Origin of the sequence: Anabaena sp. FACHB-595, assembly GCF_048568275.1 — a bacterium.
Classification (GTDB): domain Bacteria; phylum Cyanobacteriota; class Cyanobacteriia; order Cyanobacteriales; family Nostocaceae; genus Trichormus.
Map to the genome: position 1 here is coordinate 45,614 of NZ_CP183474.1, position 15,307 is coordinate 60,920.

General features: G+C 41.5%; 18 protein-coding genes. 14 read left to right on the plus strand and 4 right to left on the minus strand.

The genetic code is table 11. The annotated features are described in order from the left end of the window. The first annotated feature begins 64 nt into the window (after positions 1 to 64). The 5 genes from tnpA (at position 65) to ACN222_RS27105 (ending at position 3,773) form a co-directional block, all read left to right on the plus strand. Positions 65 to 469: an IS200/IS605 family transposase gene (gene tnpA / locus ACN222_RS27085; RefSeq protein WP_096637282.1), complete on the plus strand. Its 405-nt coding sequence runs from the start codon at positions 65 to 67 to the stop codon at positions 467 to 469. Then, the gene (gene tnpB, locus ACN222_RS27090; protein WP_010999798.1) at positions 453 to 1,676 is read left to right on the plus strand and encodes an IS200/IS605 family element RNA-guided endonuclease TnpB; all 1,224 of its coding nucleotides are present in this window, start codon (positions 453 to 455) and stop codon (positions 1,674 to 1,676) included. Before tnpA ends, tnpB begins: the two co-directional genes overlap by 17 nt. Before the next feature lie 448 nt (positions 1,677 to 2,124). Next, positions 2,125 to 2,466: a hypothetical protein gene (locus ACN222_RS27095; protein ID WP_010999617.1), complete on the plus strand. Its 342-nt coding sequence runs from the start codon at positions 2,125 to 2,127 to the stop codon at positions 2,464 to 2,466. A gap of 181 nt (positions 2,467 to 2,647) precedes the next feature. Next, positions 2,648 to 3,064, plus strand: coding sequence for a hypothetical protein (locus ACN222_RS27100; protein ID WP_010999618.1), 417 nt, complete (start codon positions 2,648 to 2,650; stop codon positions 3,062 to 3,064). After that, complete coding sequence (locus ACN222_RS27105) at positions 3,057 to 3,773, plus strand: hypothetical protein (RefSeq protein WP_010999619.1); 717 nt, start codon at positions 3,057 to 3,059, stop codon at positions 3,771 to 3,773. Before ACN222_RS27100 ends, ACN222_RS27105 begins: the two co-directional genes overlap by 8 nt. A gap of 175 nt (positions 3,774 to 3,948) precedes the next feature. Here ACN222_RS27105 and ACN222_RS27110 read toward each other — a convergent pair whose 3' ends face one another. Beyond that, positions 3,949 to 4,080: a hypothetical protein gene (locus ACN222_RS27110; RefSeq protein WP_269083616.1), complete on the minus strand. Its 132-nt coding sequence runs from the start codon at positions 4,078 to 4,080 to the stop codon at positions 3,949 to 3,951. Between the two features lie 163 nt (positions 4,081 to 4,243). Between ACN222_RS27110 and ACN222_RS27115 the strand changes: the two genes are divergently transcribed. From ACN222_RS27115 to ACN222_RS27140, 6 genes are all read left to right on the plus strand, one after another. Beyond that, positions 4,244 to 4,399, plus strand: coding sequence for a hypothetical protein (locus tag ACN222_RS27115; RefSeq protein ID WP_010999621.1), 156 nt, complete (start codon positions 4,244 to 4,246; stop codon positions 4,397 to 4,399). A 9-nt stretch (positions 4,400 to 4,408) separates the two neighbouring features. After that, the gene (locus ACN222_RS27120) at positions 4,409 to 4,822 is read left to right on the plus strand and encodes a hypothetical protein (RefSeq protein WP_010999622.1); all 414 of its coding nucleotides are present in this window, start codon (positions 4,409 to 4,411) and stop codon (positions 4,820 to 4,822) included. Then, positions 4,819 to 5,523 (plus strand): hypothetical protein, encoded by a 705-nt coding sequence (locus ACN222_RS27125; protein ID WP_010999623.1) that lies wholly within the window; start codon positions 4,819 to 4,821, stop codon positions 5,521 to 5,523. The genes ACN222_RS27120 and ACN222_RS27125 overlap by 4 nt, the downstream gene beginning before the upstream one ends. An 11-nt stretch (positions 5,524 to 5,534) precedes the next feature. After that, on the plus strand, positions 5,535 to 6,620 hold the full coding sequence (locus ACN222_RS27130) for a hypothetical protein (RefSeq protein WP_237087598.1): 1,086 nt from the start codon (positions 5,535 to 5,537) through the stop codon (positions 6,618 to 6,620). 16 nt (positions 6,621 to 6,636) lie between these two features. Next, positions 6,637 to 7,848: an RNA-guided endonuclease InsQ/TnpB family protein gene (locus ACN222_RS27135; protein ID WP_419756916.1), complete on the plus strand. Its 1,212-nt coding sequence runs from the start codon at positions 6,637 to 6,639 to the stop codon at positions 7,846 to 7,848. Positions 7,849 to 7,944: 96 nt separating this feature from the next. Beyond that, the gene (locus ACN222_RS27140) at positions 7,945 to 8,664 is read left to right on the plus strand and encodes a hypothetical protein (protein WP_237087588.1); all 720 of its coding nucleotides are present in this window, start codon (positions 7,945 to 7,947) and stop codon (positions 8,662 to 8,664) included. A 37-nt stretch (positions 8,665 to 8,701) separates the two neighbouring features. On the opposite strand, the gene ACN222_RS27145 is transcribed toward ACN222_RS27140, so the two are convergent. Further along, a complete protein-coding gene (locus ACN222_RS27145) occupies positions 8,702 to 9,703 on the minus strand; it encodes a hypothetical protein (RefSeq protein WP_010999625.1) in 1,002 nt (333 codons plus the stop codon). Between the two features lie 491 nt (positions 9,704 to 10,194). Further along, a complete protein-coding gene (locus ACN222_RS27150) occupies positions 10,195 to 10,500 on the minus strand; it encodes a hypothetical protein (protein ID WP_010999626.1) in 306 nt (101 codons plus the stop codon). A 147-nt stretch (positions 10,501 to 10,647) separates the two neighbouring features. On the opposite strand from ACN222_RS27150, the gene ACN222_RS27155 reads away from it, so the two are divergent. The 3 genes from ACN222_RS27155 to ACN222_RS27165 all read left to right on the plus strand — a co-directional run bounded on the left by ACN222_RS27155 (position 10,648) and on the right by ACN222_RS27165 (position 12,367). Then, the gene (locus ACN222_RS27155) at positions 10,648 to 10,809 is read left to right on the plus strand and encodes a hypothetical protein (protein WP_010999627.1); all 162 of its coding nucleotides are present in this window, start codon (positions 10,648 to 10,650) and stop codon (positions 10,807 to 10,809) included. Positions 10,810 to 10,876: 67 nt separating this feature from the next. Next, on the plus strand, positions 10,877 to 11,431 hold the full coding sequence (locus ACN222_RS27160; RefSeq protein ID WP_044523708.1) for a GNAT family N-acetyltransferase: 555 nt from the start codon (positions 10,877 to 10,879) through the stop codon (positions 11,429 to 11,431). 351 nt (positions 11,432 to 11,782) lie between these two features. Then, positions 11,783 to 12,367: a nucleotidyltransferase domain-containing protein gene (locus ACN222_RS27165; RefSeq protein ID WP_149028808.1), complete on the plus strand. Its 585-nt coding sequence runs from the start codon at positions 11,783 to 11,785 to the stop codon at positions 12,365 to 12,367. Between the two features lie 276 nt (positions 12,368 to 12,643). Here the strand turns inward: ACN222_RS27165 and ACN222_RS27170 are convergent, their stop codons facing one another. Further along, complete coding sequence (locus ACN222_RS27170; protein ID WP_010999631.1) at positions 12,644 to 14,890, minus strand: ATP-dependent RecD-like DNA helicase; 2,247 nt, start codon at positions 14,888 to 14,890, stop codon at positions 12,644 to 12,646. Positions 14,891 to 15,307 lie beyond the last annotated feature (417 nt).

Genomic DNA, 15,307 nt, shown 5'->3' on the forward strand with positions numbered 1-15,307 from the left:
GAGTTAGGCGCTCCATATTTCCATATTTTGTCTTACTATGGTCATGCACATGGTAAGATGAATTATGGAAGTAAAGCACGGTAGAGGTTACGTTTATGCAATTGAGTATCATATCGTATGGTGTGTTAAGTATAGGCATAAGGTACTGAAAGATGAAATAGCTGACTTTCTGAAAGAAGTTCTAGTTGAGACGGCAATTCTTTACAAATTCAAGGTTGAGAGTCTTGAGGTAGTAGAAGACCATGTTCATGTTTTAGTGTCTGCAACGCCTCAGCACACCATCCCTAATATAGTCAAAATGCTAAAGGGAATATCAGCTAGGAAATTGTTTTTAAAGTTTCCTCAACTCAAGAAAAAGCTATGGGGAGGTCATCTCTGGAATCCTAGTTATTTTGTAAGTACTGTTTCAGATAATACAGAAGCACAAGTCAAAAAGTACATAGAAAACCAAAATGCAGAGAGCGTTTAAAGTTACACTCATTCCTAATCACAATCAAGAGGTCTTAATCAATAAGAGTATTGGTTGTGCAAGGTTTGTGTATAACCACTTTCTGGCATTAAAGCAAGAGCTATATCAGTCCGAACAGAAAACATTAAACTATAACGCTTGTAGTCAACGTTTAACTTTACTCAAGAAAGAAATTGAATGGTTGAAGGAAGTAGATAAGTTTGCCTTACAGAATTCGCTCAAGAATTTAGAGACAGCATACAAAAACTTTTTTGCTGACTTAAAGAAGGTCAAAGGCAAAAAAGGAGTAGGCTTTCCCAAGTTTAAAAAGAAGCATGGTTGCAAGCAGTCTTACAAGACGAATTTAACAAACGGTAACATCCAGGTAATAGAGAATCGTTTAAAGCTTCCGAAGTTAGGGTGGGTGAAGTTTCATAAGTCCCAAGAAGTTACCGGAAAGCTTATAAACGTTACCATAACTCGGACTTCTTCTGGTAAATATGTTGCTAGTATTCTGTGTGATACAGAGATTGAGAAACATCCCCAAGTTAGTCAAAATATTGGCATAGACTTAGGCATAAAGTCTTATCTCGTTACTAGTAATGGGGAAGTCGTAGATAATCCCAAATATTACCGGACTCAAACTCGTAAATTACGTAAAGCACATAAAAAATTATCCCGCAGTGTAAAAGGCAGTACTAATCGAGTCAAAGCGAAAATCAAGCTGGCTCGTAGCTACGAAAGAATTACCAATCTCAGAGATGACTTTCTGCACAAGCTGTCAACTCGTCTAATCAAAGAAAACAGTATTATCTGTATTGAGGATTTGCGAGTTGCCAACATGGTAAAAAACCATAAATTATCATTGAGTATTTCAGACGCTAGTTGGTCTAAGTTCGTTGCCATGCTTGAATATAAAGCTTTTTGGCATGACAGAATTGTGCAGAAGGTTGGTACGTTTTATCCCTCCTCTCAGACTTGTAATCATTGTGGTTTTATCAACCCTTTGGTCAAAGATTTAAAGTTACGTGAATGGGCTTGTCCTGGTTGTAGTGGTTACAATTTGAGAGACAATAACGCAGCGTTGAACATATTAGGTGAGGGATTGAGATTAATAGCCGCCGTGGGTATCCCGGAGGCTCTAAACGCCTGTGGAGAACTCGTCAGTCCTGGAGCAATTCAGGCAGAGATCGTTGAAGCAGGAATCACGCGACTTCAAGTCGTGTGAGGTTCAAAACCATAATTTGGCATAAAAAGTAAATTATCACTCAACAAACACAATACATAGGTCAGAATCAAGAACTATTCAAAAGGGTGAGGACGTTTTGCTCATCAAATGACATTCCTTGTGGAAGTTAAGAGTGCATTGTAGTCCTACGGCTTTTAAATATTGGCTTTTGAGTTCTGTGTTCTAATATTACTGTACAAAGAAAGGATTTCTAAATTAACCCTACTTACTAGAGTATTACAGTATTATTAATATAATTAGTTGCCAGTAAGTTTCACGCATTGTTTTGATGAGTATCAAATAATAGAAGACGAAGGAGAAAGCAAAATAATATGGCTTTATTAAAGTTGTTATGCAGATGAATAAGGGGAGCGATCGCACTCCGGCAAAGAACTGCGATCGCTCATTCCGCTCCTAAAGACACTAACTCCATAGGAGGGTACTTAATATGGTACGAGGATTAGAAAACAAGTTCAATCATCAAGAAGAAGTTTTTCACATAGAAGATGAACAAAAGCCAAAGAATCAGATTGAGGAAATTGCAGTTAGAGCAGTTAAATTAGCTGGGTTATCAGTAAGACTTGGTGATTATGAGTTTGTCTCTACATCGGTTAGATTGCTTGAGCCATTTATCAAAGCTTGGTACGCAAAAGCAGGAATTGAACCACCATCGACGGCGACAATATCTCGTTGGTTTTATGATTCGCCGCCAAAGTGGGCAATCGCTTTATTAGTGAACGAAAAAGAAAAAATTTTTGAAAAAGTAGCGCGGAAATGCAAAATTCCGTAAAATCCTACAATTTTGCAAAATCCGAAAAAGCCCTTGTTTTTAGCAAGCGGCTTTTTTATTGTTAAGAAACAAGTCTAATTAACAGTTAATACACCGTGTGTTAACAGTGAAAGTAATATCAAATTGACACGGATATTGACACAGATGTTGACTAACTTAATTTAACTATTGACTACCGAGAATGAATCAATCATGGAGAGAAGAACTTTTTAATCAAGAAACCACAAATTCGGCATTAAATCCCCTGGTTTTACCCATGACAAATGCCCAATCCTTGAGAATTTTGGACATCTGCTATCGAACTTGGGGACGTTGGGAAGAAGTGGCTCAGACGATAGCTCAGTATAAACTAGCACAAATACAAATGAAGAACTTTGCCCAAGAACACAGCCTTAGAGCGCCACCAATTCTTCCTTATCAAGTTTGGGTGGTGGGAAAAATAGGAGAAATCTTTTGTGGTTTAGCTCAAGGGACAAATAAGTTGAATCTCGCTAAAGCAATTGTGGGGGCGAATAAATCTCTGTACAGCCGTAAAGAGTTTGAAGCCGAACAAATTAGATTTACACAACCGTTAACAGGAGAATTACAAAATGTCTAATAAGGATACATTCACCCGTCAAGAATTATTTGAACTGTTAAGCGCCAGTTATCCCCCAGAGAAAATCATTGCAGGGTTACAAGAGTTAGCCAAAACAGACCCAAGCATTGATCCAAATGGAGAAGAATTTGATGTGGAGGTGAGCGATCGCTTGGAGAGGTTATTTAACCTAGCCGAGACAGTGATAGACCAAGCCAAACTATTGGGAGCAGGAGGAAGCCTGACAAATTTAGAAACTCAAGCCATTAATAAAACAGTTGAGCAATTGAAGGCTCAGGGTATATCAGGAGAAACGTTTCGCGCATTCTTAGAGATTGCGGCGGGGACAACGGTTGCTCAAGCGTTTGCCGTTCACAACTTCAAATCACAGTTGTTTGACGACATTTCACAAGAACTAGATGTTCAACTGTTGCAAGAGCGTACACAAGCAGGTGTTGAAGAAATTTCGCTCATCTACCAAATCATTAAAGATCCTCAAACTAAAGAGAAAATCATCTCTGAGTACGGTTTAAAAACGCCCCAACAGCTTAAGAATGAAGTTCAAACTTTGACAGGAACTTCTACACCTGAGTTTGACCCATTGAAGTTTTTTGAGGAGGTAGGTTTACCAGTCGAAGCAAAAAAGTCAGTGCAACCCAAGACTATACAGGATTTGCGAACGCTAACCCAGCATTTATTCAAACGACAACCAAATCAAGCTACAGCGTAAATAAGTTTTGGGAGAAGTACAAATGGGCTATCTCAATCATTTTCTTCATGAGTTGTATTGGGCTATCTGTAGGCATTCGTGTACTGCAAGCTTCAACACCAACTCAGGTGATAAATGAGCAAACGCAAGTATTCAAGTGAGTATTTAGCATATATTCACTCGCCACAGTGGAAGTCTAAATCAAAGCAATGTCAACAATTAACGCTGCATCATTGTGTACTTCTGCCCTGGTACAAATCCAATCAATGACACCATTTAACCTACAACAACCTGGAGTACGAAATACCTGTGCGCGATATTGTGCCATTGTGTGAATTGGCTCATAAATTAGTTCACTTATGGTTGTTTTGGAATACTCCAGTGAGGTGTGTAGTAAACTGGTTGCTCAGACTTTTGATGGTATTTTCTCTGTTTTTTTGGCGGGTGATTTGGGTAGTTAAACAACTTACAAAATTAACGAACTAATCAATATGGAAAGACAAATTCTAGATGCAATAGGTTTTGGAAATCCACAAATAGAACCAGACCCAAAACCTGTAGTTGAACAAGTTGTAGTTCAAAATGAGCAAATCCCAAACACGATTGACAACTTTGGAAAAATTTTAGACCAGTACGAGCCAGCTTGATTTTGAGGCATGAAATACCAAAAACAAGCACTACTAGGATTATTGGGAATGGGTTTAATCGCTAGTCCTTGGTTATCTAAACTGCCAGCGCAATTCCACACTTACAACACCGCCACAACTATTCAACAATCCGAAGAAATAGAGCGGATTAAAGCCGAAGAAAGGGCAGCAACATCCCAAAGAATTAACGAGTTAGGAGTCAGCCCCAGCTTTAAAAAATTGCGGATGCAAAATTATTTAGATACTCATTCCCGTAATCCTAGACCCAATACTACAGGTTATTTAGAAGATGAACTAGTTTTTGTCTATGACTCGACAGGCAGGTGCATCGGGCGAATCGAAGAACGTCAATGGAAATGGAAATATCGATTTAGAAATGCCTGCACTGACTCACCACTATATTCTGATGCTAAAAACTCATGAGCAATCCCACACCAACTACTCCTAACCCACAACCAAATCCACAAAATAAACCGCAACGAGGATTGGGTGAGTATTTAGAACTGTTAGCCCGATGGATTGTTGAGCTAATTTCACTACCAGTTGTGTTTGTCTCACACATCGTTGCTCAATTCGTAACCCCAGGTACACCAGGATATAGATTAGTCGGTGCAATTGGTTTTTGGATTGGCACACTGCTTTCTACTGATGGTATTTGGCAAGTTTTATTTCAAGGCAAACCCATTTTCCCCTGGTTTGAAACTGAATGGATCGGATGGTTGGGGTGGTTACAACTACCATTTAATCCACTGTTTTGGATCAGTTTTGGTATCTCTGCATTGGTACAAGTGATGGAAGCTCGAACTCTGCGTGGTAAAGACCCAATCCAAGCGAGATCCGAGTTTGAGGAATCCAAGCAATATGCTCTAGGTAGCAAACCCACCGGGAATATTGACCTGACTGTGGCTTTGTGGGGTGATTATAAGAGGGCAGGCATGAAAGAACGTAATGCAGGGGGAGCGATCGCACTATTTTTCTGGGTACTGGACATCACCACCACATTCGTAGGTCGTTGGCCCTTCCGTTACACTGATCCAGGCACAATCTTAGGTTGTTTTGCGTATAACTGTGCCTCAATGATGGCTGGCGAGATTGGCTACAACATTTGGAAAATTACTAAGTAAGAGGGGCGAAGATGCAGCAAACAATACCAATGCTAGGCACAAAAGAAACGGCACTGTTACGTGGCGATTATCCCAGTATTGAGTATTTGGAAGCTGGCAACATCGCTTCTTGGTTACAGGAGCGTCAAGACCAACTACTCATCCGTGCTAGAGATGAACGTAATGGCATGAACCTTGCCAAGTTCATCACTTTGGCGACGGCGGCCACTGGTGCTGTTTGCTATGCCACTTCCCCGCTTGCTCCTATCGGTGCGGTAGTGGCTGGAATTGGGTATCTCTGGTCAATAGTGCAAGACATCAACGACACTCACCAATTCGCTCCTATCCCCTTTATTCGCGGTAACTTTGTTGAGTTCCTCTCGGCAATGGGTGACAGCGTTGCTAGGGACGAATATTTTGCTAACAAAAATGAACTGGCTGACTTGATGCTCCACTTAGAGCCAATGGAGAAATATGAGTTCGCCATGCTCAAGCAATCATCTCATGTGGTGTGTGAATACTTGAGCGTCGTTGAGCCTGGAAAAAGGTTTTATGCTTACCGTTGGTTACTTGATTGGTTCATTCAGTTGCGTGGGCAGTTCCCAACCCGTGATCAATTGTCTGGGCATTTAGCGCAAGTGACAATTGACCCACGAGTAAATTACCAACAAGTAACAGTTATTCAAGAAGCTATTAAACCCCAAAATCTTGGTATTCCACCTGCAAGGTTTGTTGAATTACCTTCTGCTGTGAATCAACCAGTAGAGGACAAGACTGTTACTATAATCCCAAGCGCCCAAGCGCCTTCTATATCTAACCCGTCCTTGGGGACAGTAGTTTCTAGTTATGAGCCTACCCCAACTGCGATTGTTAACACGGAAATCTCCACCTACACCAGTAAACCTCAACGACAGTATGACCTCATTGGACATATTGCCAAGAAAGTGACAAATATGCTGTGGGTTGGTGTCCCTGGTTCCGGCAAGGGCATCACTATTAGCAATGCTATTGATGCCATCAAGCGATCGCATAGAGGCATACACATTTTTTACCAAGAAACTGGGTCTAAAGCCCCGTCCTTCAAGGACGGCTTTGATTATGGTATAATATTTGCGTAGGAGTTTTCCACGTAAAATGATTGTTTTAGAGTTTAAAGCTAAAGGGAAAACAACTCAATATGTAGCCATTGATGAGGCGATTAGAACCTGTCAATTCGTTCGCAACAAAGCTATTCGTTTTTGGATGGATAACCGAGGTGTAGGGCAGAAAGACTTATATCGTCTTAGCAAGGTTCTCAGACATGAGTTTTCTTTTGTCAAGGCTTTGAACTCTAGTGCTTGCCAAGCTTCTATCGAACGGGCTTATAGTTCTATTGCTCGTTTTTACGACAACTGTAAAAAGTCTGTTCCAGGTAAGAAAGGTTATCCACAGTTTAAGAAAAACAACCGTTCAGTTGAATATAAAACCTCTGGATGGTCACTTTCTGAAACTAGAAAGCAAATCACTTTTACTGACAAAAAAGGTATTGGCAAACTCAATCTCAAGGGAACGTGGAATTTAAACTTCTACCAATTGGAGCAGATAAAACGAGTTAGGTTAGTCCGTCGCGCCGATGGGTATTATGTTCAATTCCTGATTAGCGCAGATAACAAAGTAGAAACACAACCGACTGGTAAAACCATTGGTTTAGATGTTGGTTTAAAAGAGTTCTACACCGATAGCAACGGACATACAGAACCTAACCCTAAGTTTTATCGCACAGGAGAGAAGCGTCTAAAGTTTAGACAAAGGCGCGTTTCAAGGCATCAGAAAGGCTCTACCAATCGCAAAAAAGCCATTAATAAATTAGGGCGAGTACACCTCAAAATAAGTAGGCAACGTGAAGAACACGCTAAGAGAGTAGCGCGTTGCGTAATCCAATCTCACGATTTGGTCGCCTATGAAGATTTGAGGGTTAAAAACTTAGTTAAGAATCACTGTCTCGCTAAATCTATTAATGATGCTGGTTGGTATCAATTCAGAAAATGGTTGGAGTATTTCGGTGTGAAATTTGGCCGGATAACTGTAGCTGTTAATCCTGCGTACACAACAAGCCAATGCTCTAATTGTGGCGCAGTAGTCAAAAAATCTCTATCCACAAGAACTCATGTTTGTGAATGCGGATTTGTGATGGATAGAGATTGGAACGCAGCGATTAACATTCTGAAACTAGCCTTGGGTACTACGGGTCACGTAGGAACCTGGATCTATGATCCGAACGCTTCAGGAGATTCGACCTCTACTCATGCTGGAGAAATCTTGTGTGAGCAAGTTGGGTCTATGAATGAAGAATCTCCGCACTTATAGGGCGGAGAGTGTCAAATTGACCCCAAAGGTGATGAGAAAGAAACTGGTTATTTCACTGGTCGCGTTGACACTTTAAAACGTGCCAAGATTCTGGAAATGTCACCCATTGAGGCAGTCAAGTGGGTCAAAGACTGTTTTGCCGAGTTTCAACTTATCACTGGGGACAAGCTCATTATTCTGGATGAAGGTACGGCGGTTTGTTCCAAATTCAAGAATGCTAAGAATGAAATTGGTTGGCTCAAGGACAAAATCATTTCCTACTGTTCTTGTGGTGATAGTTCTGGTTGGCACTTCTGGATAGTCGTGCAGAATCCCCATACTGATGATTTGGGTATTTCTGGGGGACTGCGATCGCAATTAACTTCTGTCGCATTGGTTCACCCAGATAATGTACCAGCTTACAATGCCATGATTGCCACGCAGTTGATTCCCAGCGATCGCAAAATTACTTCGACGCAAGTGATGGAGATTGCGGCACAATCACCTGTAGGTCGAGCAGTGTATTACGGCGGGTTGAACGAATGGTTCCCCATGCAGTTGCTACAAAACTTCTCTGGCTACGACCGGGATAATAAAAAGTTTCTGGATACACCAAAGATTAATGATTCCTCTCAAGTAGCAGATTTAGATGCAACTGAAACATCCCAAAGTCAGTCTCAACGGGTACTAGCACTTTTGGAACGTACTACTGCATCCTCACTCGATGAATTTATCTACAACGAGTTGAAATTAGACGGGACTCAAGCCGATTTAGTACGTGTGGGGATTGAGAAATTACTTAAGGATTCTCCTTTGAAATACAAATTTGACGGGTGAGTTGCTTGAGCAGCAAAGTACGATTTGAACGTGGTGACTACAAGCTTTTGTATTGATTCACCAGTTTCTGGATATAGGGCTTGGATGAACCGTAACTTACAATTGCTACATCAAGCTCAACATTCTTGTAGATATTCAAGGCACGTTGAATTGCTGCAACAATCCAATCTATTTGGTTGCCAAATGCTCCCCCACCAAGCAGCGTCAGAAACAATTTATTATTACCGTTTTTTCTCCAATTCAAAATCGCGCTACAAATAGTTGCTTCGTAGGATGCTTCTAAAACCAATTGTGCAAATTTTGTCCATAAATCTGAAAAACGATCCGAGTAAGCAACTGGTAAAGCCGAACAATAAGCTTGTGAAACTTTGTGTTTGCAGTCATTAAGTGTCACTTGGGTATGCCATTGAATCCCGATGCGTAGCAACTTTCGCAATTCATCAAATTCCTTTTCATTTAATGCTTCTAGCCGATTTGAAATTTCGGCTAAACCGCTACGTGATGGCAAAGCATAACCGTTTCGCATTTCCCAAAGACGGTTATCTTGATTTCCTAATGCTGCTCCTATATCTTTTAGGCAATCAATTTGGTTTGTTGCCGATTGACCAATTTGCCCATTTACTTTCACAAAATAATTTCGATAAATCGTACCTGCACCAGCTGCCACAGCACAAGCTGGCCCTTGAGTAAAGTCATTCTCATAAATTCCTACACCATACTCAGGCGTTACATTAGGAGATGTCATTTCTAGCAAATTGAACTGGGAAGCTACTTGAAACAAGGAATTAGCATTGACTTCATTGATATGCAAATCCTGCACATTGGCTACTACTTCTTGGAGAGTTATTTTTCCCTTTGGATATCCACTTTTTAGAACACGTTCTCGCAGTTCGGCTAATGACGGTGTTTCTAGCTGACCACAAATCATGACTTTCCCATTAACATGAGATTTTAGCAACTCACCGTCAACAGTCATATTTTCCCTCACTTGCTGTGGGGATCGTTCCGCAAAACCTGTTAATGTTTCAAACCAAGTCACTTGTTTGATCCTTTTAGTCCAATTATGCTAATTATGAACCTGAAGCTGTAATTATTTACTTTTTACTCACTTTTTTAACACTTTCCCTCTTTTCTAATATTTAGAAAATCTTGTCCTGACACAGATGGCATTATTCGCTCTCAAGTATTTCCCGGACTGTGGTTAGAAATAAAAGCACTATTAAACAATCAAATGGCGCGAGTATTAGAAGTATTACAGTTAAGATTAAATTCTCCTGAGCATGGACGTTTTGTTGAGCAATTAACGAATAAAGAATTATCCCATTACCTACAACAACCTCTGCCACAGTAGCTTGATAGAGTCTGCGATATTATGGTGGATTTTATCAGAACGCCTCTACAAATTGGTTTGATTGGTGGGGATTTGATTGCAAGGATTTTACCTTTTATCAACACTATTTTCCTAGTTTAACTATTCTTCTCAAACTCCACTTCAGACAAGACTTAGAAGGATTTTACCTTTTATCAACACTATTTTCCTAATTTAACTATTCTTCTCAAACTCCACTTCAGACAAGACTTAGTACGAGAATTTAACACAATCCGTCTAGGATTTTTAGATTTATCTAAATATTGTTCAGCATAGTCAAAAGCCGCTTTTTTATCATAATTGGCAATCTTCAGAACTCGTAACAATACTTCTACCGGAATCGCTACTTGGGTTAATTCTTCTGCTAATAACACTAATTCGTCTTCTGTTGCTGATACTGCCTTTTTTAAAGGTTGAATATTTAACTGCTGGTTTATGCGGATATCAGATATTGTAAAATCAGCCATATATGCACCTTTATCGCTTGTATAGTGTAGTTTTACCGAAAAGCACAATTTGATAAAACCGTGTTCTCACTACACTTGTTAATTAGTTATCTGAAGTAATTACGCATAATTGCGGTTAGATACTTTAGTCTTTACTTTTTAGTTGATATGATGTTTCTAGAACTAACCATATCATCTGGTGATGGCTTAACATCCGGCATCGGCATTTATCTGACTATCCCTGATAGTGCAACAATTGAACTGATTGCCATTGTCCAAGGTGACACTTATTCGAGTCTGGACGCTAGTTACTTTAACTATTTGGGCTGATTGTTTGTTAAAAGCTAATCGTATGGTGGTAGCCAAAAATTTATCTACCATGTTTATAAATATTGATATGAAAATAGTAACCAAGAGATTTTTGCTGCGTGATTTCGTTGAATTAGATCGATTGCCATTTTTAAACTATCAAGCCGATCCACGCAGTCAAATATTTTCTGAATCTAACCAAGCTAGTCCCGAAAATTCAGCACGTTTGTTTGAAACATTTTGCACATGGGCTTGTGAGCAGCCTCGACTTAATTACCAACTGGCGATTGTTCAACGGCGTGAACCTTACGCACTTGTTGGCTGTTGCGGACTGAGGGGAAGAGGGTTTGATGCAGGTGAAATGGAGCTAGGAATTGAACTTGCACCAGATTATTGGGGACGATATGCTTATGCGATCGAGGTTGGGAGCGCCCTGCTTGACTTCGGATTCAGGGAACTAGGGCTAAATGTCATCTCTGGTTCCACAGTTAGTGCAAATGTGCGGATCGCTCGGTTGGCAAAGTGGAGCGGAGCAGAAGTAGTTACTATCCGTCCGGGTTCGAGATGGATGTCCCAACGAGGTTGGAGCGAGGTAAACTGGCAAATCACTAGAGCGCAGTGGAACAGTCGCATCACTGTTTGACACTCCCCGCTCTAAAGAGCTATCCATTACCCACATCTTTCTTAACATTTCGAGAGTATTAACTCACGTCTCTAGAACCCTGATTCGTTCGTTTTTCATTCTCAATAAAACCCCTGTTTTAGCGAGAAGAATAAATGATGATTTGTCAAGTAGACTTAAAGTTTCAGTCATTAAGATGCTTATAGAACAAGGGTTTTAAGATTGTAAAGAAAGATGTGGGTAACGCATAGGTTGAAACACAGGGGAAATGTCAATACAACTGGTTCTTTAAGTTATTTTTGAGAAGATGAAAATAACACCAGTATTTAATTCTCCACTTTTACTTTGAAAGTAATAACTGCGAATTGCGAATTGCGAATTGCCTATGTCTATCCCCTCACCCTGGCAACCTTAGAAACTAGCATGATGATGAATGATCTGCACATTGAGTTGATACATCAGTTATTTGCGGCATCAGACAAAATTAATCTGCCCCTGTGGTTGCAGGGCGGGTGGGCTATTGATGCGAAATTACATCGGATCACACGGGAACATGAAGATATTGATATTGCTTATCCAGGCGATCGCCACGCTGAATTTCTCTGCTTGCTGCACGCTTTCGGCTGTGTTATCACCGAGCAAACCTCTTATGGTTTTTTGGCTCAGAGTCAGGGTATTCTTCTCGACTGTGAACCGTGCGTTCGGATTGCCGACGATTACGAGTTAGAGGGATTGCCTCCAGGAACTTGCCCACTAGAACCGAATGGCACTCTTGGCGGAAAGTTAGTACGATGCACAAGTTGGGAAGCTATTCTCTGGGATTACTTCTATTATCTCGAAGAGGTTCCACAAAGTGAATGGCGACCAAAAGACTTTCACAGTTTTGCTCTAGCTAAAGACTCATTTGGCGAGGCTGCAACACACAATTTGCATGAGCAATTTAAGCGTCTATATTAAGTATAGTGTTTGATAATACCTGCCAAATTGAAATATTTTTAGATAGAAAGCGTTTGAGATTACAGTGGAATTTCATCCCAACTGTTCTAGACCTTGGGTTGGATGGTAGGGATTGGATGCTAGACAGAACGTCTGTCGAACATTGCCAAAGGCTTTTGCTGCAAGGGTTTTATTTTATTTGCGTAGACAGGGAATAAGAGATAGGGGACAGCAGAGAAGCAGGGATTGAGGTACTGAAATTTTTCAAAAATCAAATAGGATTCCTATATATTCATCTCATCCCATCGACTGTAACAACCTCTGCCACAACCGCGTGTACCTCTGCTGGTCATCTGTAGTTCGCACAGCCAGAGCGATCGCCTTCTTAGAGCCAACCACAATCGCCAACTTCCTTGCGCGAGTTAAACCAGTGTAAAACAAATTCCGCGAAAGCATGACATAGTGTTGCATGAAAAGTGGAAATATCACCACCGGAAACTCTCCGCCCTGGCTTTTATGCACAGAGATACTAAATGCCAGCGTTATCTCGTTCAAATCAGCATAATCATAAACCACAGCCCGACCACCATACTCAACCGTAACCTCTTGTTCCTCCGTGTCGATACTCAGAATAGTCCCCAAATCTCCATTGAACACCTCACGGTCATAGTCATTCATTTGTTGAATTACGCGATCGCCCTCCCGCAAAACCATCCCACCCCGGTTAATCTCGACTTTCCCCTGTGCAGGCGGATTGATCAGCTGCTGTAAAACAGCATTAAGATTTCGCGTCCCGACTAACCCCCGCGACATCGGGGATAGCACCTGCACATCAGTCGAGGGATTGAAGCCCAGCCGGGGGATAAACTCGCCTACCAATTCGCAGATTGCTTGGACTCCGTGTTCAGGACTGTGGCCACCACCATGCCACAAGCAGTCCGACTGCGGATTATCTGAGATTGGTTCTATATTTGGATAGTCACCCTGGTTGATTTGATGCGCTGCCGTGACAATCGCACTTTGCTGGGCTTGGCGAAATACTTGCGTTAGCTTGACCACCGGGACTTGCAGCGAGGTAATCAAATCTGCTAACACTTTACCAGGGCCAACTGAGGGTAATTGGTCGATGTCTCCCACCAGTAATAGTTGCGCTCCTTGTGCTACTGCTTTCACTAGGGAATGTGCCAGAAACAGATCCAGCATCGAAGCTTCATCAGCAATAATGGCACTGAAGGGTAAGGGATTTTCGTTATCCCGCTTAAATCCCATAGTTTTAGGGTCAAACTCCAGCAAGCGGTGAATGGTTTTCGCTTCAAGTCCTGTCATTTCCGATAATCGTTGTGCGGCTCTCCCAGTTGGTGCAGCCAAGGCGATGCTTTTGCTCATCGCTTTCCACAATGAGACAATCGTGTGTGTCGTGAAAGTTTTGCCCACGCCAGGGCCACCAGTCAGAACCATTACGGGTGAGTACGCTGCCATCTCCACTGCTTTCTGCTGTTGGGGTGATAGCTCAATCTTGCGGCTGGACATAAAGCGATCTAGCCATGTACGGACACGGGGGATGTCTTGTTTGACTTGTTGGCGTAACCGTCGAGATATCAACTGTGCTAAGTTTTGTTCTGTGTGGAAGAAGCTCGGCTTATAACAGAGTAATAATTTTTCTCCGTAGCTGTCCCTGACAAATTCCCTGATCAGTTCTTCCTTGGTTGACATATCTTTGATGATGTCCGCGATCGCATCCTCTGTTGGCTGGTGGTCATCTGTTGTTAGTAGTTTGATAACTTTTTCGATTAGTTCCGGCTGGGGGAGATAACAGTGACCATCCTCAGCAGCTTCACTCAATGCGTGGATGATTCCAGCACTGTATCGAAACTCTGAGCTTGTTGGTACGCCCAGGTTTCTCGCAATCTTGTCGGCTGTGAGAAAGCCGATACCGTAGATGTCGGTGGCAAGCTGGTACGGGTTCGCGGTGACGGTGGCGATCGCCTGATCCTGATATTGCTTGTAAATTTTGACTGCATAGGTAGTCGATACGCCGTGGGTTTGCAAGAACACCATCACCTCTTTGATGGCTTTTTGCGTCTCCCAGGCATTCTTGATTAGCTTGATGCGCTTCTTGGCGATACCTTGTACTTCGATGAGGCGGTCAATTTGGTTTTCAATGATGTCGAGGGTTTCTAAACCGAAATGTGCAACAATGCGTCTTGCTGTGACAGGCCCGACTCCTTTGATTAGTCCACTGCCCAGGTATTTCTCAATCCCTGTGAGGGTTGCAGGTTTGGTTTCGTGGTAGTTAGTGACATTAAACTGTGGCCCGTACTGGGGGTGATCCTTCCAGAAACCAGTTAGCTGAAGCGTTTGCCCTGGTTGGATGTTAGCGAAGCTGCCGACGATGGTGGTCAGGTCGGTACTGCGGGAGCGGGTTAGGCGTGCGACTGTGTAGCCTGACTCCTCTGAGTGGAAAGTCAGGCGCTCGACTACTCCGGTGATGGTTTCGTAGTGGGGTTGTACTGATGATTGTTGTGCTGTGGGTAGAGTGGACATTGATTGTTAAAAATGCCGCACACTATTATAAACTTGTGAGTAATTTTATTTTAGTATATTTGTACTAATTACTATCAGTGACTATTATTTATTCTCTTAACTCAAAACAAAAACTTCATAAAGTCGCTAATTATAAAATAATTATTGTAACTTTTTTTACATAGGGTTTGGTGTTTGGTAAGTAAGTAGGGGAGAAAATTTATTCGGATGCGTCCTGTTTTTTGAGCTTCAGCAACTTTGTGATTTGAACGATAATTTTAGCCAAACGGTTACGAAATACTTCACTCTGTACTAGGACAACATATAGTTCAAAGCTATAAATGGAGTTCAAAAAACTCAAAACTTAATTACAGCAAGGAACCTAGTCAAATAGTTCATTTGTACCGTACCGCGATGAGAGAGAAATAAAAATTCAGA